The organism is Rhodopseudomonas faecalis (assembly GCF_003217325.1).
In the GTDB taxonomy this organism is placed as follows: domain Bacteria; phylum Pseudomonadota; class Alphaproteobacteria; order Rhizobiales; family Xanthobacteraceae; genus Rhodopseudomonas; species Rhodopseudomonas faecalis.
This window is the reverse complement of the sequence record NZ_QJTI01000011.1, coordinates 110635-129606: the sequence shown is the minus strand read 5'-3', so window position 1 is coordinate 129606 and position 18972 is coordinate 110635. Positions and strand designations below refer to the sequence as shown.

Below are 18972 nucleotides of genomic sequence, written 5' to 3'. Positions count from 1 at the left end.
GTCGCCGCCCGCCACCACCCCAAGCTCCGCGACGACTACAACGCCCTTCGCCTGCAAGGAAAACCCGGAAAGGTCGCGCTCATCGCAATCGCCCGCAAACTGCTCGTCACAGCCAACGCACTCGTCAAAGCCGACACGCCATATCAAGGTAAGACCCTTGACACCTGAGACAGTCGCCGGGTTCGCGAGCGGCGCTCGCGCCCCGGAATGACGGTCATTCGTTCGGGCGGTGGACTTCTCCCTCTCCCCGCACGCGGGGAGAGGGCTGGGGTGAGGGGGCGTTGCCACGAGACCGAGAGGCTCGGCGCTGTCGAGACGCCCCCTCACCCGACCGTCTTCGCTGCGCTCCGCCGGTCGACCTCTCCCCGCCAGCGGGGAGAGGTGAAGCGTGCTGCCAGCACTCGCGCAGCAACTAGCGTCCGCCGAACAGCTGGTCGAGCTTGGCGCCGGATGCGAGGTGGTCGGCGGTGAGCTTGTCCCAGCCGCCGAATTCATCCTCGATCCGGTACAGCTTGACCTCGGGGAAGCGGTCCTTAGTCTGCTGCACCACGGTTTTGTCGTGCACGCGGTTATAGGCCTTCGCCAGGATGGTCTGGCCCTCCGGCGAGTACAGATATTCGAGATAGGCGGTGGCGAGCGCCCGGGTGCCGTGCTTGTCGGCATATTTGTCGACCACCGTCACCGGGAATTCGGCGAGCAGGCTCGTGGGCGGCACGATCACCTGAAACTTGTCGGCGCCGGCCAGATCACGAATGGCATTGGTTTCCGCCTCGAACGAGATCAGCACATCGCCGATCTGGCGCTCGATAAAAGTGGTGGTGGCGGCGCGGCCGCCGGTGTCGAACACCGGCACATTGGCGAACAGCTTTTTGATGAAAGCGTCGGCTTCGGCAGGATTGCCGAATTTCCGCTGCGCGAAGGCGTAGGCCGCAAGATAAGTGTAGCGGCCATTGCCGGAGGTTTTGGGATTGGGGAAGATCACCTTGACGTCCGGCTTCACCAGATCGTCCCAATCCTTGATGCCTTTTGGATTGCCGCCGCGCACCAGGAACGCCGGCAGCGAATAATAAGGCGACGAATTGTTCGGCAAGCGCGTTGCCCAATCGGCCGGAATCAGCTTGCCCTTGTCGTGCAGCACCTGGACGTCGGTGACCTGGTTGAAGGTCACTACGTCGGCCTCCAACCCTTCCAGCACCGAGCGCGCCTGGCGCGACGAGCCGCCATGCGATTGGTTGATGGTCAGCTCCTGGCCGGTCTTGGCCTTCCATTGCGCGATGAAGGCGCTGTTGATCTCGGCATACAGCTCCCGCGAGATGTCATAGGACACGTTCAGCAGCGTGGAGGGGTTCTGCGCGCGCGCCGGCGATCCCAGCGCAACTGCGCTGAGACCGGCGAGCAGGGCAACGAGCAAATGGTTCACGGTAACTCCTGTCGGCAATCAGATGTTGGCAGCGAGATCGACCTGTTCGGTGAACAGTATGCCGGTTTGGGCTAGCAGCAATTCGATATCGTCGATCGCCTCGGCGACCGAACGAGTCGAGGTGTCGATGGTCAGCTCCGGCTCTGCCGGCGGCTGATAATCGTTGCTGATGCCGGTGAAGCCCTGCAGGGCGCCGGCACGCGCCTTGGCATAATGGCCCTTGGGATCGCGGCTTTCGCAGATTTCCGCGGGCGTGGCGACATAGATCTCGCGGAAATGCTCATCTGCAATGCGCCGCGCCGCAGCGCGATCCTCGCGCGCCGGCGACACCGCGGCCACGATCGCGATATGGCCATTGCGGGCGAGATGCGCGGCGATTTCGGCCAGCCGGCGGATGTTCTCGGCGCGATGCTCTGGTGAAAACCCGAGGTCGCCATTCAGCCCGGCGCGCAGCGTGTCGCCGTCGAGCAGGATCGGCGAGCCGCTGCGGCCGAACAGCCGCCGCTCCAGCGCCAAAGCCAGCGTCGATTTGCCGGCGCCGGGTAGGCCGGTGAGCCATAGCACCGCGCCGTGATGGCGATAGCGCGCCGCGCGTTCCTGCGGCCGCAGTGCCGAGTCGACCGGCACGATATCGGCGGAGGCGCGCGGCTCCGGGGTGATGTCGATCACCAGCCCGCCGCCAGCGAGCCGGCCATTGACCTCGATCACCAGCCGGCCGGTGCGCGGATTGTCGGCATGGCGATCGACCGCAATGGCGTGCGACAGCAGAATGTCGATCTCGCCGACATGGTTGCGCGCGATCGAACGGCCGGCGACGCTCGACAATTCGCCGGGATCGACCGCCTTGTCGATCGCCAGCACGCTGCCGCGTGCCTCGCGGGTGCCAAGCCGGATCACGATCGCGGCGCCGGGCTGCAGCGGCTGATCATGCAGCCAGAAAATCCGGGCGCGGAGCCGCCGTGCGTCGCGCGGCGCGCTATCAATCGGTGCGATCACATCGCCGCGCTCGATGAATAATTCGCGGTCGAGCGTGATGCCGACTGAGCGGCCGGCGCCTTGCGCCACCGTCACCGGCGTTTGCGGCCAGCCCTCAACGCTCTTGATCTTGGCGACCTTGCCGGCCGGCGTGATCACGATTTCATCGCCGGTCTTGAGATGACCGGACTCGATGCGGCCGGCGATGATGCGTCGATCATCGAATTTGTAGATCGCCTGCACCGGCAGCCGCAGCGGCAATTCGTCGAGCGGCCGCGCCGGCGTCAGCGTGTCGAGCGCATCGACCACGGTCGGGCCGTTGTACCAGCCGATATTGGCGGTGCGTTCGGCGACGCCGTCGCCATCGCGCGCCGAGATCGGGATCACCGCGCTCGGCGGCACGCCGAGTTCGCTGAGATGGGCGGTGATCTCATCGCGGATCGCGTTGAAACGCGCCTCGCTGAAATCGACGCGGTCGAGCTTGTTGACCACCACCGCCACCTGCTTGATGCCGAGCAGATGCAAGAGATAGCCGTGGCGGCGGGTCTGGTCGCGCACCCCTTCGAGCGCATCGATGATCAGTACCGCGCCGTCGGCCTGCGAGGCGCCGGTGATCATGTTGCGCAAGAACTCGGCGTGGCCGGGCGCGTCGATCAGCACCACCTCGCGCGAGCGGGTGCGGAACCGGATTTGCGTGGTGTCGATGGTGATGCCCTGGTCGCGCTCGGTCTGCAGCGCATCGAGCAGGAACGACCATTCGAACGGCATGCCGCGCCGGGCGCTGACCGCTTTCAGCATCTCCAGCTTGCCGTCGGGCAGGCTGCCGGTTTCGTGCAATAGCCGGCCGACCAGCGTCGATTTGCCATGATCGACATGGCCGACAATCACGATGCGGACTTGCGGGCGGGTGGTGCCGTTCGGGGTGGCGAGCGACGGCGAGGGCTCAAGGACGTTGATGTTCATGGACATGCTCACAGATAGCCGGCGACGCGCAGACGCTCAAAAGCGTCCTCGGTTTCATGATCGAGAGCGCGGCCGGCGCGCTCTGGCACCTTGGTCTCCTCGAGTTCGATCAGGATTTCGGTGATGGAGGTGGCGTTCGACGCCACCGGATGGGTGATGTCGGCATCGCCGAGCGAGCGATAGCGCTTGCCGTCTTTCGCCAGATACAAAGGAATGATCGGGATGTTTTCGCGCTGGGTGTAGGCCCAGATATCGGCCTCGGTCCAATGCAGGATTGGATGAATGCGCAGATGCGCGCCGGGCGGCGGCGCGGCGTTGAACTGATCCCAAAATTCCGGCGGCTGATCGCGCACGTCCCAGCCGCCCTCGCTGCCGCGCGGCGAAAACACCCGCTCCTTGGCGCGCGTTGCTTCCTCGTCGCGGCGGATGCCGGCGATCAGGCCGTCAAAACCGTGCTTGGCGAGCGCCAGCTTCAGGCCCTCGGTCTTGCGGGCGGCGGAGCGCGCCGCCGGCGGCAGGGTCGGATCGACCGTTTCGATGCCGGGGCAGTTTTCGATCAGGAGGTCGAGGCCCCACTCGGCGGCGTAGCGATCGCGAAACGCATACATCTCCGGAAATTTTTTGCCGGTGTCGACATGCATCGCCGGAAACGGCACGCGGCCGAAGAACGCTTTGCGCGCCAGCCAGATCATCACATTGGAATCTTTGCCGAGCGACCACAGCAGCGCCAGCTTCTTCAGCCGGGCGAATGCCTCGCGCAAAATATAAATGCTTTGCGCCTCCAAGGCGTCGAGGTGGTCCATACTGGGGACTGCAACGATGCCGTGTGGAAGCCCGGCAGGGGTGGGGTCGCGCGGCGATTCAAACTGCGGCGAACGGGTGGTGAGAAGATCCATCTCTGGCGCCCTGTCTTTGGAAGCATGAAATTTCATATCTGCATCCGCAAATAGAAAGAACAACTTTCTCTTTACGATCTCGAAAAGACACTTATATAGAAAATAATTCTAGTCAATCCCGCGGGGCTGCGACAAGGAGCGTGCATGAGATTTCTGCCGGTGTTTCTCGATCTGCGGGCGGGATGGATTTTGGTGGTCGGTGGTGGCGAGCCGGTGCGTGCCAAGCTGCGGCTGCTGCTGGCGGCCGGGGCAAAGGTTCGCTGGTACGCGACCGATGGCGACCGCGACCTGGGCGGCGTCGGGCTCGGGGATGGCCGGATCGATCATCTCGAAGGTGATCCGCTGACACTGCCGCTCGACGGCGTGATCGCGGTGTTTTGTGCCGGCGCGGGCGCGATCGGCTCTGCGGTGGCGGCGCGGGCGCAGGCGCGCGGCCTGCCGGTCAATGTGATGGATGACCTCACCGATTCCAGCTTCATCATGCCGGCGATCGTCGATCGCGGCGATGTGGTGGTGGCGATCGGCACCGGCGGCGCATCGCCGGTGCTGGCGCGGCGGCTGCGCGAGCAGATCGAGGCGCTGTTGCCGGCGCGGATCGGCGAGCTGTCGGCGTTCATCGGCCGCTGGCGCAAGAGCATCGCGGCGCGGATTCCGGAGTTTGCGCTGCGCCGCCGGTTCTGGGAGCGGGTGGTCGATGGCCCAATCGGCGCCGCGCTGCTCGCTGGCCGCAGCGATGACGCCGAGCGCGCTCTGGCGGAGATCAGCAATCCCTCGGCCTTCGCCGCCGCCAAAGGCGCCGGGCAGGTGACGCTGGTCGGTGCCGGGCCGGGCGATCCGGAGCTATTGACCCTGAAAGCGCTGCGCGCGTTGCAGGATGCCGATGTGATCTTTCACGACGAGCTGGTGTCGCCGGAAATTCTCGACCGCGCCCGCCGCGATGCGGTGCGCGTCCCGGTTGGCCGCCGCATCGGCCAGCCCGGCATCGGCCAGCCGGCGATCCATGACAAGATGATCGAGGCGGCGCGCGCCGGCCAGAATTGCGTGCGGCTCAAGGGCGGCGACCCGTTCGTGTTCGGGCGCGGCGGCGAGGAGATCGAGGCGCTGCGCGCCGCGGGCATTGCCTATCAGGTCATTCCCGGCATTTCCGCGGCATTTGCCGCCGCCAGCGAATTCGATTTGCCGCTGACCTATCGCCACGAGGCGCGCCACATCAGCGTTTTGACCGCGCATCAGGCCGCCGACACCGAAGCGATCGATTGGGCTGCGCTGCGCGATCCTCAGATCACGGTGGTGATCTATATGGGCATGGCGGCGGCGGTGCGCATTCGCGATGGCCTGCTGCGCGCTGGCCGGGCGCCCGATACGCCGGCCGGCGTGTTCGCGCGCGTCGCCCGTGCCGATGCGCAGGCCGCGGTCGGCACGCTCGAGCAATTGCCGGAATTGGTGGCGCAGATCGGCGAGGGCCCGGCGCTGCTGATCATCGGCGCCGTGGTGGCTCGCTCGGCGCCCTGGCGGCAACAAGCACCCACTGCATTGACTCCTTCTCACTGGTTGGCGGCTGCTGAATGACCTCTCCTCTGCAACAGAAGATCAAGATCACCGGCCCGTCGGTGGTGACCGCCAACCGCACGGTCGATGGCGTGGTGGTGTATCGCAGCGCCGATCAGCGCTGGTCGACCAACCTTGCCGATGCGGCGATCGTGCGCGATGCGCCGACCGCGCGCGCACTGCTCGCCGAAGCCGCGGCCGACGATGTCGGTGCGGTCGGCGCCTATATCGCTCCGGTGCTGATCGCCGCGGACGGCACGGTGCTGCCCGGCAATCTGCGTGAACAGATCCGCCGCGACGGCGTCAGCATCACGCTTCCCTCAGTTCGCTAAGGTTGTCCCGATGTATGTCTATGACGAGATCGACCGCACACTGGTCGCCGAACGGGTCGCGGAATTCCGCGATCAGGTGCAGCGCCGCTTGTCCGGCGAACTGACCGAGGACGAGTTCAAGCCGCTGCGGCTGATGAACGGCGTCTATCTGCAATTGCACGCCTATATGTTCCGGGTCGCCATTCCCTATGGCACGCTGTCGGCACCGCAGCTGCGCAAGCTGGCCTATGTCGCGCAGCGCTATGACCGCGGCTATGGCCATTTCACCACGCGCCAGAACATCCAGTTCAACTGGATCAAGCTCGCCGATCTGCCAGATGCGCTCGCGGACCTTGCCGAAGTCGGCCTGCATGCGATGCAGACTTCCGGCAATTGCACGCGCAATGTCACCGCCGATCAATGGGGCGGGGTGGCGCCCGGCGAGGTCGAGGACCCGCGGCTCTGGGCAGAGATTTTGCGGCAGCACACCACGCTGCATCCGGAATTCTCGTTCCTGCCGCGCAAGTTCAAGATCGCGATCACCGCGTCCGAGCACGACCGCGCCGCGATCAAGATTCACGATATCGGACTGAAATTGCGCCGCAACGAGCAGGGCGAGGCCGGGTTTGAAGTGCTGGTCGGTGGCGGGCTTGGCCGCTCGCCGTTCATCGCCAAGACCATCAAGCCGTTCGTCGCCGGCCGCGATCTGCTCAGCTATGTCGAGGCGATTTTGCGGGTCTATAACCAGTATGGCCGCCGGGACAACATCTACAAAGCGCGCATCAAAATCCTGGTGCACGAACTCGGCATCGAGAAATTCGCCGCCGAGGTGGAGAATGAATGGCAGCAGCTCGCCGGCGGGCCGCTGACGCTCGATGACGAGGTGATCGCGGATATCCGCTCGCGCTTCATCTATCCAAACTATGCGCCGCTGCCTGATGCTAAAGAGCTGCTGGCGCAGGCCTCGGCGGCCGAGCCTGCCTTTGCGACTTGGCTTGCCAATTCGGTCGCGCCGCACAAAAAGCCGGGCTATGCGATCGTCACGCTGTCGCTGAAGCCAGTCGGCGCGCCTCCGGGTGATGCCACGGCCGAGCAGATGACCGCGATCGCCGATCTCGCCGAGCGTTACTCTTTTGGCGAAATCCGCGTCGCGCATGAGCAGAATCTGGTGCTGCCCCATGTCGCGCAGCGCGATCTGCCAGAATTGTGGCACGCGCTGGAAGCGATCGGCGTCGCCACCCCCAATGTCAATCTGATCACCGACATCATTGCCTGCCCGGGGCTGGATTATTGCTCGCTGGCCAATGCCCGCTCGATCCCGATCGCGCAGCAGCTGACCCGGCGGTTTTCCAGCGCAGCGGCGCAGGCGCTCGGCCGGCTGCATCTCAATATCTCCGGCTGCATCAATGCCTGCGGCCATCACCATGTCGGCCATATCGGCATTCTCGGCGTCGAGAAGAATGGCGAGGAATACTATCAGATCACCATCGGCGGCCGCGCCGACGAGCAGGCGCAGCTCGGCGAGCTGCTCGGCCCGGCGGTGCCGTTTGATCAGGTGACTGATGTGATCGAGGATCTGGTCGAAGCCTATCGGGAGCTGCGGGCTGGTCCGCAGGAATTGTTTGTCGATACCGTGCAGCGGCTCGGCGTCGAACCGTTCAAGGAGCGCGTCTATGCCACTCGTCAGTAACGGCCAGATCGTCAGCGATCGCTATCGCTCCATCGCCGATGATGCCGAGCTGCCGGTGGATGGCGCGCTGCTGCTATCCGCGGCGCAGTTCCTGGCAAGCGCGGACAGCCTGCGCGGTCATGACGGGCCGATCGGCGTGATCTGGCCGAATGATCGCAACGTTGCGGAATTGGCGCCTTATCTCGACCAGCTGGCGACGGTGGTGCTGCTGTTCCCGACGTTCCGCGACGGCCGCGCCCACAGCCAGGCGCGCTTGCTGCGCGAGCGCTACGGCTTTCGCGGCGAACTGCGCGCCTCCGGCCAGGTGCTGCGCGACCAGTTCGTGTTTCTGCTGCGCAACGGCTTTGACAGTTTCGACGTCAAGAAGGACAGTGATGCCGAGGCATTTGCCGCGGCCGCCAGCCGCTATTCGGTGTTCTATCAGCCGGCGGCCGATCAGGCGGTTGGCGCCTTGCAGCGTCGCCGGCAACTGCGTGGCCAAGCACAAGGCGGCCAGCCATGACCGATCATGTCGGTAGCGTGGAGAGCGAAGCAGCGGAACTCAATGCCGCGCTGCAAACGGCGGCGCCAGCCGAGGTCATTGCCGCGGCGCTGGAGCGCGTCGGCCGCGAGCGGCTGGCGCTGGTGTCGTCGTTTGGCACCGAATCGGCGGCGCTGCTGCAGGTGATGGCCAAGGTCGATCCGGCGATCCCGGTGATCTTTCTCGACACCGGCATGTTGTTTGCTGAAACGCTGGCCTATCGCGACACGATGATTAAGGCGCTCGGCCTGACCGATGTGCGCTCGATCAAGCCGGACGAAGCTGCGCTGAAGGCGAGCGATCCCGATGGCGAATTGTGGTTCTCCGATCCCGATGCCTGCTGCCGGCTGCGCAAGGTGGAACCGCTGGCGCGCGCGCTTTCGCCATTTGCTGCCTGGATCAACGGCCGCAAGCGCTTTCAGGGCGGTGCGCGCGCCGAGATCGCAGTGGTGGAAGCCGATGGCGAGCGGCTGAAATTCAATCCGTTCGCCAATGTGTCGCGCGCGGCAATCGACGCGATCTATGCCGACAACAAGCTGCCGCCGCATCCGCTGCTTGCTACGGGATTCTTGTCGGTCGGCTGCATGCCGTGCACCAGCCGCGCGGGCCCTGATGAAGATGCGCGCGCCGGACGTTGGCGCGGCCGTGCCAAGTCGGAATGCGGCATCCACACCATGCGGACTTCGTAGCAGAACGGCGCTGCGATGCTGCCAACAACAGAAACTGGTTTCGTTGACTTGATAGCGAAACTCCATGAGTTTGCAGCTTCGATCGCGAAGATGACGCGGAAGCAAATGGAGATTGGAATGTTCGCTCGTGCTGCTGCAGTAATCGTTGCAGGGCTGTTCGCAGGCTCGGCCTGGGCTGCTGATGTGTCGTTGCTCAACGTGTCCTATGATCCGACGCGCGAACTGTATGGTGAATTCAACAAGGCGTTCAGCGCCGCCTATCAGAAGGACACCGGCAAGAGCATCGAGATCAAGCAGTCGCATGGCGGCTCGGGCTCGCAGGCGCGCGCGGTGATCGACGGGCTGCAGGCCGATGTCGTCACGCTGGCGCTGGCCTATGACATCAATGCGATCGCGGCCAAGGGCTTGATCGACAAGAACTGGCAGCAGCGGTTGCCGCAGAATGCCGCGCCCTATACCTCGACCATCGTGTTTCTGGTCCGCAAGGCTAATCCCAAAGGGATCAAGGATTGGGACGATCTGGTCAAGCCGGGCGTCAGCGTGATCACGCCGAATCCGAAAACGTCGGGCGGTGCCCGCTGGAACTATCTGGCGGCCTGGGGTTATGCGCTGAAGAAATATGGCTCGGAGGACAAGGCGCGCGACTTCGTCGGCAATATCTACAAGAACGTCCCGGTGCTGGATACCGGCGCGCGCGGCTCCACCATGACGTTTGTCGAACGCGGCGTCGGTGATGTGCTGCTGGCCTGGGAGAACGAGGCGTTCCTCGCCGTCAAGGAATTCGGCGAGGACAAGTTCGAGATCGTGGCGCCGTCGATCTCGATCCTCGCCGAACCGCCGGTAACCGTGGTTGATGTGGTTGCCGACAAGAAGGGCACCCGCGCGGTCGCCGAGGCCTATCTGAAGTACTGGTACGGCAAGGAAGGCCAGGAAATCGCGGCGCGCAATTTCTATCGCCCTCGGGATGCCGAAATCGCCAAGAAGTATGATTCGTCGTTCGCGAAGGTCGAGCTGTTTACCATCGACGACGTGTTCGGCGGCTGGAGCAAGGCGCAGCGCGAGCACTTCACCGAAGGCGGTGTGTTCGACAAGATCTACAAGAACTAGAATCTTGCGGGTGGAATGCAGGCCGATGGTTGACAGCGATGGCAGCGTGCTCCCTCGCCCCGCTCGCGGGGCAAGGGGCGGGGTGAGGGGCCGTGGCCCCACATCGCGGCATTGCGGCTTTTTGAGGCGCCCGTTCACCGCGAATCCGAGCTACGCTCGACGCTCGACCTCTCCCCGCCAGCGGGGAGAGGTGCGGATCAGCGTACGGGATGATCAGCAGCATCCACTCAGCGCCAAGGACAGCAAGTGAGCGGGGCAGCACGACGAAGCGCACTGCCGGGGTTCGGCCTGACCATGGGCCTGACCCTGATGTGGCTGTCGCTGATGATTCTGATTCCGCTCGCAGGGCTGTTCGTCAAGACCGCCGAACTGAGCCTCGATCAGTTTATTGACATCATCACCAGCCGCCGCACGCTGCACGCGCTGAAAGTGTCGTTCGGTCTGTCGCTGGCGGCGGCGCTGGTCAATCTGTTCGCCGGCTTGATCATCGTCTGGGCTTTGGTCCGTTACCGCTTTCCGGGCCGGCGCATCTTCGACGCCATTGTCGATATTCCGTTTGCGCTGCCGACCGCGGTGGCCGGTATCGCGTTGACCACGCTGTTTGCGCAAAAAGGCTGGCTCGGCGCGCCGCTCGCGGAACTCGGTATCAAGGTGGCGTTCACCCCGCTCGGGATTTTCGTGGCGATGATCTTCATCGGCATTCCGTTTGTGGTGCGCACCGTGCAGCCGGTGCTGCAGGACCTCGATCCCGAGATCGAGGAAGCGGCGGCCTGCCTTGGCGCCAGCCGCTGGCAGACGGTGTTTCGGGTGATCATCCCGAGCCTGATGCCCGCGGTGCTCACCGGCTTTGCGCTGGCGTTTGCGCGCGCGGTCGGGGAATACGGCTCGGTGATCTTCATCGCCGGCAACCTGCCCAATGTCTCGGAGATCGCGCCGCTGCTGATCGTGATCCGGCTGTCCGAGTTCCGCTACGCCGACGCCACCGCGATTGCAGTGGTGATGCTGACGGTGGCATTCTTGATTATCTTTGTGCTGAACCGGCTGCAGCACTGGGCGCAAACCCGCGCCCTGACGGCGGGGTGAGGCCATGACCGTGATGACCGCTTCATCGCCGCCGCGTCGCGCAGCCAGTAGCCAGGTCCGGCCAGCGGTGCGGCGCGACTCGTGCAGCGAGCCCGTGGTGGTGCGCTGGCTGATCATCGGCTTTGCCATCAGCTTTCTGTCGATCTTCGTCGTGCTGCCGCTGCTGCTGGTCTTCGCCGAGGCGCTGTCGAAGGGCTTTCAGTTCTATCTGGAAGCGCTCAACCATCCGGAAGCGTGGGCCGCGATCCGGCTGACGCTGCTGACCGCGGCGATTTCGGTCGGCCTCAATCTGGTGTTCGGCGTGATCGCGGCCTGGGCGATCGCGAAATTCGAGTTCCCCGGCAAGACGCTGCTGGTGACGCTGATCGATCTGCCGTTCTCGGTCAGTCCGGTGATCTCCGGCCTGGTGTTCGTGCTGCTGTTCGGCGCGCAGGGCTTCTTCGGCCCCTGGCTGATGGCGCATGGCATCCAGATATTGTTCGCGGTACCGGCGATCGTGCTCGCCACCACTTTCGTCACCTTCCCGTTCGTGGCGCGCGAACTGATCCCGCTGATGCAGGAGCAGGGCGCGCAGGAGGAGGAAGCGGCGATCTCGCTCGGCGCCACCGGCTGGCAGACCTTTTGGCGGGTGACGCTGCCTAATATCCGCTGGGGTCTGCTCTATGGCGTGCTGCTCTGCAACGCGCGCGCGATGGGCGAGTTCGGCGCGGTGTCGGTGGTGTCCGGCCATATTCGCGGCGAAACCAACACCATGCCGTTGCTGGTTGAGATCCTCTACAATGAGTATCAGCTGGTCGCGGCGTTCTCGATCGCATCACTGCTGGCGCTGCTGGCATTGGTGACGTTGGTGGTGAAGACCATATTGGAAAGTCAGATCAAGGAAGGACGGCCCCCCAGTGACGATTGAGGTGCGCAACATCATCAAGCGCTTCGGCAATTTCACCGCGCTCGACAATGTCGCCCTCCGGGTCGACACCGGCGAATTGGTGGCGCTGCTCGGGCCGTCCGGCTCCGGCAAGACCACGCTGCTGCGCATTATCGCCGGGCTCGACTGGCCGGATTCCGGCTCGGTGGCGTTCGACGGCGAGGACGCGCTGTCGCGCGGGGCGGGCGAGCGCAATGTCGGCTTCGTGTTCCAGCATTACGCGCTGTTCCGGCACATGAGTGTGTTCGAGAACGTGGCATTCGGCTTGCGCGTGCAGCCGCGCCGGGTGCGCAAGAGCGAGGATCAGATCCGGGCGCGGGTCAAGGAACTGCTCGATCTGGTGCAGCTCGATTGGCTGGCCGAACGCTATCCGAACCAGCTGTCGGGCGGGCAGCGCCAACGCATCGCGCTTGCCCGGGCACTGGCGATCGAGCCGCGGATCTTGCTGCTGGACGAACCGTTCGGCGCGCTCGACGCCAAGGTGCGCAAGGAGTTGCGCAAATGGCTGCGCACGCTGCATGAGGAAATCCACGTCACCTCGCTGTTCGTCACCCACGACCAGGAAGAGGCGCTGGAAGTCGCCAACCGCGTGGTGGTGATGGACAAGGGCCGCATCGAGCAGATCGGCACCCCCGGCGATGTCTATGAGCGCCCGGCGACGGCGTTCGTGCACGGCTTCATCGGCGAATCGATCGTGCTGCCAGTCGAGGTACGCGAAGGCCGGGTGCGGCTCGGCGAGCGCGAATTGGCGCTCGATTCCAGCGATGCGCGGCCGGGGCCGTCAAAACTGTTCATCCGCCGCCACGATCTGGCGATCGGCCCGGTCGGCAGCGGGGCGCTGCAGGGCGCGGTCAAGCATGTCCGCGCCTTCGGGCCGACCCAGCGCGCCGACGTGCTGCTGCAGGCCGCTGGCGGCGAGGGCACCTTGATCGAGATCGACGCGCCGCGCGACCGCGACCTGAAGCCGGGTGACGTGATCGGCCTGCAGCCGCGGCGTTACCGGATTTTTGCCGACGGCGCCTGAACCGGCCCGATCTGGGGCAAGTCGGCCGCGTCCGGCCGGCAAATCGCCTGATCTTCACCTTTCAGCCACGGTTGACGTGCAACAACCGCGGTCCTGATTGGGGGAATCCAGATGATCCGGGTTGGACTGGCCGCATGCGGCCTTTTGCTGTTGGCGGGGTGTACGGCTGATGTCGCGCCGCCGCCGGTCGAGCAGCCGGCAATGTATCTCAGCATGGCCAATGGCGGCGCCAAGCTTGATCCGCAGGCGGCCGCGGTCATGATCTCGCAATACCGCCAGAACAATGGCCTCGGCGCGGTAACGGTCGATCCGGCGCTGGTCAAGCTCGCCGAGGACCAGTCGATGGCGATGGCGCGCAACAACAAGCTCGACCATGACGTCAAGGGACCGCTGGCCAAGCGCCTGAACGCGGGCGGCTATCCGGCCACCCTGGCGGTCGAGAACGTTTCTGCGGGCTATCACACTTTGGCCGAGGCGTTTTCGGGCTGGCGCGATTCGCCGCCGCACCGCGCCAACATGCTGAAAAGTGGCGTCAACAAGCTCGGCATCGCCGCGAGTTATGCGCCCGGCACCAAATACAAGGTGTTCTGGACCATGATCCTGGCGTCCACCGACGGCTAGACGACCGGATCTCGGGGCGATTGACGTTGCCGCCGACAACGGCCAATTTGCCAGAGTGGGTTTCGAGGAGCGGCGCGAAACAACATGGATGAAGTATCCCGAAAGTCCGCCAACCCTGCCAAGGCACGGCGGGTGCTGTTGCTGCAGGGTGGTGGTGCGCTCGGCGCCTATCAGGCCGGGGCCTATCAGGCGCTGGACGAGCATGATTTCGCCCCGCAATGGATTGCGGGCATTTCGATCGGCGCGATCAACGCCGCGATCATCGCCGGCAATCCGCCCGAGCTGCGGGTGCAGCGGCTGCGTGAATTCTGGGAGATGGCGGCGCAGCCCGCGCCCTGGCAACCGCTGATGCAGACGCATTTGCCGATGTTCAGCGAGACCAGCGCCGCGCTGATCGCGACGCTCGGCGTGCCCGGCTTTTTCACGCCGCGTTTCCCGCCCGCGCAGTTGTTCCCATCCGGCACGCCGGACAGCCTGAGCTATTACGACATCGAGCCGCTGCGCACGACGCTGGAGCGGCTGGTCGATTTCGGCCGCATCAACAACAACGCCGACGCCACGCGGCTGTCGATCGGTGCCGTGAACATCGCCACCGGCAATTTCTGCTATTTTGACAACACCAAGCAGCCGCTCGGCCCCGAGCACATCATGGCCGCGACCGCGCTGCCGCCGGGTTTTCCGGCGGTCAAGATCGGCGACGATTTCTACTGGGATGGCGGCGTCGCGTGCAGCACGCCGCTCGACTATGTGCTCGAGGATGTCTCCCAAAAAGACCTGCTGATCTTTCAGGTCGATCTGTTCAGCTCGCAGGGCCGGTTGCCGGAAACGCTGCTGGAAGCCGCCGAGCGCGAGAAGGACATTCGTCACTCCAGCCGCACAAGGCTCAACACCGACAAGGCCAAACAACTGCACAACGCGCGCAAGGCGCTTGGCGATCTGCTGGCGCGGCTGCCGGAGGAACAACGCAACGATCCGGCCTTGGCCCCGCTTCACGAAGCGGCGCGCGAAAACGCCATCACGGTGGTCAATCTGATCTACCGCAAGCGCGACTACGAAGCCTTGTCCAAGGACTACGATTTCTCGCGCGCCAACATGCTGGAGCATTGGAAGGCCGGCGAGCAGGATGTGCATCTGTCGATGCGCCATGGCGAATGGCTGCGTCCGGCACAGAGCGACGACACCATGGTGACCTGGGATCTCACCGCCGAGGCGTTCCGCTAGCGGCTCGGTCGGGCATGGCAGGTCAGAACGATCATCTTTGAAACGATGGCATCACGGGAGCTGCGAATGGCGACGTTGACAGGCAAGACCGCTGTTGTGACCGGTTCGACCAGCGGCATCGGCCTTGCTTATGCGCGAGCGCTCGCTGGCGCCGGCGCCAATCTCGTGATCAACGGCATGGGCGATGCCGACGACATCGAACGCGAGCGCGCCGGGCTCGAGCGCGACTTCGGCGTCACGGCGGTCTATTCGCCGGCCGACATGCTCAAGCCCGCGGAGATCGCGGAGATGGTGGCGCTCGGCGAGCGCACGTTCGGCGCGGTCGATATCCTGGTCAACAATGCCGGCATTCAGTTCGTGTCCCCGGTCGAGGATTTCCCGGTCGAGAAGTGGGACGCGATCATCGCCATCAATCTGTCCTCGGCGTTCCATGGCATCCGCGCCGTGGTGCCGGGCATGAAGAAGCGCGGCTGGGGCCGTATCATCAACACCGCCTCGGCGCATTCGCTGGTGGCCTCGCCGTTCAAGTCGGCCTATGTCGCCGCCAAACACGGCATCGCCGGTCTGACCAAGACGGTGGCGCTTGAGCTTGCGACCTCCGGCGTCACCTGCAATTGCATTTCGCCGGGCTATGTCTGGACACCGCTGGTCGAGCGGCAGATTCCCGACACCATGAAGGCGCGCAATCTCAGCAAGGAACAGGTCATCAACGACGTGCTGCTCCATGCCCAGCCGACCAAACAATTCGTCACGGTCGAACAAGTGGCGGAACTGGCGCTGTTCCTGTGCAGCGATGCGGCGAGCCAGATCACCGGTGCCAATCTGTCGATGGATGGCGGCTGGACCGCGGCCTGATCGCGCGCGGCCATCGCTTGGCCGGTGGCCTGATCTGTCTTTAGCTTTTATTCGGAAGCGTTGGCTTGGCGACGCTCAGCGCGGCGTGGGTGCGCATGCGACCGCATCGCGCAGGCCTGCGCAACCTTACCAATATTTCATATTGATGAACTGCTTGGTCAGCGAGCGTTCATGCGCGCGGCGCTATGGTCGCCACGGTTCGCGAACAAGGAGAATAATCCGATGAACCTGAAGTTTGCATTCGTGGCCATCGCAGCGCTTGGCGGCGTGGCACTGTCATCGGCAACGGCCTCTGCCGCCATGCCCAATGGTCTGCCGTCTGCCGCCGCCGATCAGACCGCAGTGGTCGATCAGGTGCGTTACGTCTGTAATGAGTGGGGACGCTGCTGGTGGCGGCCGAACTATTATGCGCCGCGCTACTATGCCCCGCGTCATTACTATGGCCCGCGCATGCACCACCGCCATTGGGGGCACCGCCATTACGGTCACCGTCATTGGGGCCACCGTCACGGTCACCGCTGGTGATCGTCACACGCCATCGGTGACGGCGGCCTTAGCGCCGCATCGAATGAGCGTTAGGTACACCTAGGCCTGCGGCTCTGATCGCATCAGGACCGCAGGCTTTTTTGTGAGTGATTTAGAGATCGAACTCGAACGGCGGTCGCGGCTAGCTAGCCTGTGCTGCAGACATCGACCCATTCGGCGCCGGTCAGGTCGGCCAACCGCTGCGGCGTGATCCGCACCGCGCTGTGGGTCGAGCCGGCGGCGGGCAGCACTTCGGCGAACGCTTTGAGCGACACGTCGCAATAGACCGGCAGCTCGGTCTTCAGGCCAAACGGACAGACCCCGCCGACCTGGTGGCCGGTGATCGCCACCACTTCCTCGGCGCTCAGCATCTTCACTTTGCCGCCGAACTGCGCCTTGGCCTTCTTGTTGTCGAGCCTGGTAGTGCCGCTCGCCACCACCAGAAACACCCGGTCGCCGACTTTCAGCGACAGCGTCTTGGCGATCTCGCTCGGCGTGACGCCGAACGCCGCAGCCGCGAGCGGTACGGTGGCTGCGCTGTGGTCGGATACGGCGACGGCGATGTCGGGGGCGTGTTGCGCGAAGAACGCGCGGACAGTGTCGAGACTCATGTCGCTCTTTTAGCGGCGATCGTCAGGTAATCAAGGTCAGGAATCCGCTCAGACCATCAAGCTCAGGCACGCAAGCTGAACCGCCACCGCGAGCCGCGACTCGGGCCGAGCTTGGACAATTCCGCAGCCGCGATCAGTTCAGGCAGCGGCGATGGTCTGGCTCTGAATGTTCTGCGCGGTGCGACGCAACGCCGTCAGAAAACGCTGCTTGGCGCCGTCCTCATCGATCGAGCCGGAGATGGTGTTGATGCTGATCGCAGCCACCACGGCGCCGCGCTGGTCGCGCACCGGCACGGCGATGCCGCAGATCGCCGGATCAAGTTCGCCGTCGACCCAGGCGTAGCCCTGATCCCGCACCCGCTGCAATTCGGCGGTCAGCTTGTCCGGCTCGACCAATGTGCGCGGCGTCAGCTTCTGCAGCGTGGCGTTTTCCAGGAAGTAGTTCAGTTTTTCCGGCGGCAGCGCCGCCAGCAGCACCCGGCCGAGCGACACCACATGGGCCGGCAGCCGGCTGCCGATGCCGAGATTGGCGGACAGAATGCGCCGCGCCGGCAGTCGCAGCGCATAGACGATCTCAGTCTCGTCGAGCACCGCCAGCGCGCAGGATTCGCCAATGTCGTTGCGCAGGTCTTCCAGGGCGCTTTGCGCATAACCCCAATAGGGCAGGGCGTTCAGGTAGGACAGGCCGAGGCCCAGCGCCCGTGGCCGCAAACTGAAGTAACGGCCTTCCACTTCGCAGTAGTTGAGCGCCACCAGTGTGGCCAGCATCCGCCGCGTCGTTGCCCGGTTCAGGCCGGCGGCTAGTGCCGCTTCGGACAATGTATGCCTGCCTGGCGGGCGCCCCAGAGCTTCGACGACGGAGAAGCCACGCGCAATTGCGCGAACGAAACTATCGCTTTCCTTGGCCATTACGAAGCTCCTCGGGAGAGAATCTTGTCAATTGCGATGTATAGTCGCATAATTTTCGAAGATCGACCAGAACAGGCGTGCTGCGAACTGAAGGAGCCGCGCAAGTGGAGGGGCGCTACGAGACCGATTTCTGGAAGGACGCGACTACCCGGAAAATGTGGGACGAGATCGTGCCGGGCGAGCGGCGCCCGACGCTGCCTTACGTGCTGACCCGGGAAGCCATTGAACTGTATTGCCGTGCGGTCGGCGAAACCAACCCGCTCTATCTCGACGAAGCCTACGCCAATCGTTCGGTCTATCGCGGACTGATCGCGCCGCCGTCGATCCACATTCTGTTGATGTTCGCCTGCACGCCGGCCGACGACTGGATGCGCACGCCCGGGACCATCAATGCCGGTCAAAGCTGGAGTTACAATATTCCGGCGCGGCCCGGTGATACGATCACGCTCGAAGCGCGCGCGCTCGACAAGTTCATTCGGCGTGAGCGGCTTTTCGTTGTGCACGATAATGTATTCTTCAATCAGCACGGCGAGGTGATTTGCTCCGGTCGCGGTCACACCATCCGGCCTAGGTGATGACTGTTGGCTTAATTCCTAACCCCGTAAAAATACGGGGACGGGCGGCGAGGGGACATGACGTCATTTGAGGGAGTTAGCGTCGGCGACGCCATTGCGGGGCCTTCGTTCACAGTGACCCGCGAGTCGATCCGGCTGTTTTGCGAGGCGTCGCTCGACTACAATCCGCTGCACCTCGACGAGGCTTATATGTTGGGCAGTTTTGGCAAGACGCAATTCGGCGGCGTCATCATGCACGGCATGACCAATTTCGGGCTGATCACCCGGATGATCACCGATTGGGCTTGTCCGCAGGGAGCGATCCATCGCCGCCTGGAAACGCGCTGGCTCAAGCCGGTGCGACTGGGTGATACCATCGACCCTGCAGGAGTTGTGACAGCGAAGCACACGACGGCTGGATCGCGATGGGTTATAATCAACGTGACCGTCTGCAATCAGGACGGCGAACAGGTCGCCCGCGGCGAGGCGATGGTCGAGTTTCCGCTGCCGGCGTGAAGTGCACTC

20 protein-coding genes and 1 pseudogene are annotated in these 18972 nt (G+C 64.3%); 16 read left to right on the top strand and 5 right to left on the bottom strand.

Annotated elements, in window-relative coordinates; genetic code table 11:
* Positions 1–168, top strand: a pseudogene (locus BJ122_RS19895) (IS110 family transposase); the annotation flags it as partial.
* A gap of 244 nt (positions 169–412) precedes the next feature.
* Here the strand turns inward: BJ122_RS19895 and cysP are convergent.
* Genes cysP through cysD form a run of 3 tightly spaced genes read right to left on the bottom strand, consistent with a single transcriptional unit; the run spans position 413 to position 4161 of the window.
* Positions 413–1411: a thiosulfate ABC transporter substrate-binding protein CysP gene (cysP, locus tag BJ122_RS10960; RefSeq protein WP_430694775.1), complete on the bottom strand. Its 999-nt coding sequence runs from the start codon at positions 1409–1411 to the stop codon at positions 413–415.
* A 27-nt stretch (positions 1412–1438) separates the two neighbouring features.
* A complete protein-coding gene (gene cysC, locus BJ122_RS10955; protein ID WP_430694773.1) occupies positions 1439–3358 on the bottom strand; it encodes an adenylyl-sulfate kinase in 1920 nt (639 codons plus the stop codon).
* Positions 3359–3366: 8 nt separating this feature from the next.
* Entirely contained in the window at positions 3367–4161 is a 795-nt protein-coding gene (cysD, locus tag BJ122_RS10950; protein ID WP_110781058.1) for a sulfate adenylyltransferase subunit CysD, read from the bottom strand.
* A 237-nt stretch (positions 4162–4398) separates the two neighbouring features.
* On the opposite strand from cysD, the gene cysG reads away from it, so the two are divergent.
* From cysG to BJ122_RS10885, 13 genes are all read left to right on the top strand, one after another.
* On the top strand, positions 4399–5823 hold the full coding sequence (gene cysG / locus BJ122_RS10945) for a siroheme synthase CysG (protein ID WP_110781057.1): 1425 nt from the start codon (positions 4399–4401) through the stop codon (positions 5821–5823).
* A complete protein-coding gene (locus BJ122_RS10940) occupies positions 5820–6134 on the top strand; it encodes a DUF2849 domain-containing protein (RefSeq protein WP_110781056.1) in 315 nt (104 codons plus the stop codon). Before cysG ends, BJ122_RS10940 begins: the two co-directional genes overlap by 4 nt.
* Positions 6135–6144: 10 nt before the next feature.
* On the top strand, positions 6145–7803 hold the full coding sequence (locus BJ122_RS10935) for a nitrite/sulfite reductase (RefSeq protein WP_110781055.1): 1659 nt from the start codon (positions 6145–6147) through the stop codon (positions 7801–7803).
* Positions 7787–8305, top strand: a complete 519-nt coding sequence (locus BJ122_RS10930) for a DUF934 domain-containing protein (protein ID WP_110781054.1) — start codon at positions 7787–7789, stop codon at positions 8303–8305. Before BJ122_RS10935 ends, BJ122_RS10930 begins: the two co-directional genes overlap by 17 nt.
* Positions 8302–9012, top strand: coding sequence for a phosphoadenylyl-sulfate reductase (locus BJ122_RS10925; RefSeq protein ID WP_110781053.1), 711 nt, complete (start codon positions 8302–8304; stop codon positions 9010–9012). Before BJ122_RS10930 ends, BJ122_RS10925 begins: the two co-directional genes overlap by 4 nt.
* Positions 9013–9129: 117 nt before the next feature.
* On the top strand, positions 9130–10119 hold the full coding sequence (locus BJ122_RS10920) for a sulfate ABC transporter substrate-binding protein (protein ID WP_181418930.1): 990 nt from the start codon (positions 9130–9132) through the stop codon (positions 10117–10119).
* 246 nt (positions 10120–10365) lie between these two features.
* Positions 10366–11202 carry a sulfate ABC transporter permease subunit CysT gene (gene cysT / locus BJ122_RS10915; RefSeq protein WP_110781051.1) on the top strand — a complete coding sequence of 279 codons (837 nt, stop codon included), beginning with the start codon at positions 10366–10368 and terminating at the stop codon, positions 11200–11202.
* A gap of 4 nt (positions 11203–11206) precedes the next feature.
* Positions 11207–12109: a sulfate ABC transporter permease subunit CysW gene (cysW, locus tag BJ122_RS10910; protein ID WP_110781050.1), complete on the top strand. Its 903-nt coding sequence runs from the start codon at positions 11207–11209 to the stop codon at positions 12107–12109.
* Positions 12099–13151, top strand: a complete 1053-nt coding sequence (locus BJ122_RS10905; protein ID WP_110781049.1) for a sulfate/molybdate ABC transporter ATP-binding protein — start codon at positions 12099–12101, stop codon at positions 13149–13151. Before cysW ends, BJ122_RS10905 begins: the two co-directional genes overlap by 11 nt.
* Positions 13152–13262: 111 nt before the next feature.
* Positions 13263–13772 carry a CAP domain-containing protein gene (locus BJ122_RS10900; RefSeq protein ID WP_110781048.1) on the top strand — a complete coding sequence of 170 codons (510 nt, stop codon included), beginning with the start codon at positions 13263–13265 and terminating at the stop codon, positions 13770–13772.
* An 84-nt stretch (positions 13773–13856) separates the two neighbouring features.
* Positions 13857–14993, top strand: a complete 1137-nt coding sequence (locus BJ122_RS10895; RefSeq protein WP_110781047.1) for a DUF3734 domain-containing protein — start codon at positions 13857–13859, stop codon at positions 14991–14993.
* Between the two features lie 66 nt (positions 14994–15059).
* On the top strand, positions 15060–15848 hold the full coding sequence (locus BJ122_RS10890) for a 3-hydroxybutyrate dehydrogenase (RefSeq protein WP_110781046.1): 789 nt from the start codon (positions 15060–15062) through the stop codon (positions 15846–15848).
* Between the two features lie 222 nt (positions 15849–16070).
* Positions 16071–16373: a hypothetical protein gene (locus BJ122_RS10885; RefSeq protein ID WP_110781070.1), complete on the top strand. Its 303-nt coding sequence runs from the start codon at positions 16071–16073 to the stop codon at positions 16371–16373.
* Between the two features lie 146 nt (positions 16374–16519).
* On the opposite strand, the gene BJ122_RS10880 is transcribed toward BJ122_RS10885, so the two are convergent.
* Positions 16520–16984, bottom strand: a complete 465-nt coding sequence (locus tag BJ122_RS10880; RefSeq protein ID WP_110781045.1) for a YbaK/EbsC family protein — start codon at positions 16982–16984, stop codon at positions 16520–16522.
* Positions 16985–17122: 138 nt separating this feature from the next.
* Entirely contained in the window at positions 17123–17893 is a 771-nt protein-coding gene (locus BJ122_RS10875) for an IclR family transcriptional regulator domain-containing protein (RefSeq protein ID WP_110781044.1), read from the bottom strand.
* Between the two features lie 155 nt (positions 17894–18048).
* Between BJ122_RS10875 and BJ122_RS10870 the strand changes: the two genes are divergently transcribed.
* The gene (locus tag BJ122_RS10870; RefSeq protein ID WP_110781043.1) at positions 18049–18468 is read left to right on the top strand and encodes a MaoC family dehydratase; all 420 of its coding nucleotides are present in this window, start codon (positions 18049–18051) and stop codon (positions 18466–18468) included.
* Positions 18469–18525: 57 nt separating this feature from the next.
* Positions 18526–18963, top strand: coding sequence for a MaoC family dehydratase (locus BJ122_RS10865; protein WP_110781042.1), 438 nt, complete (start codon positions 18526–18528; stop codon positions 18961–18963).
* Positions 18964–18972: the final 9 nt, after the last annotated feature.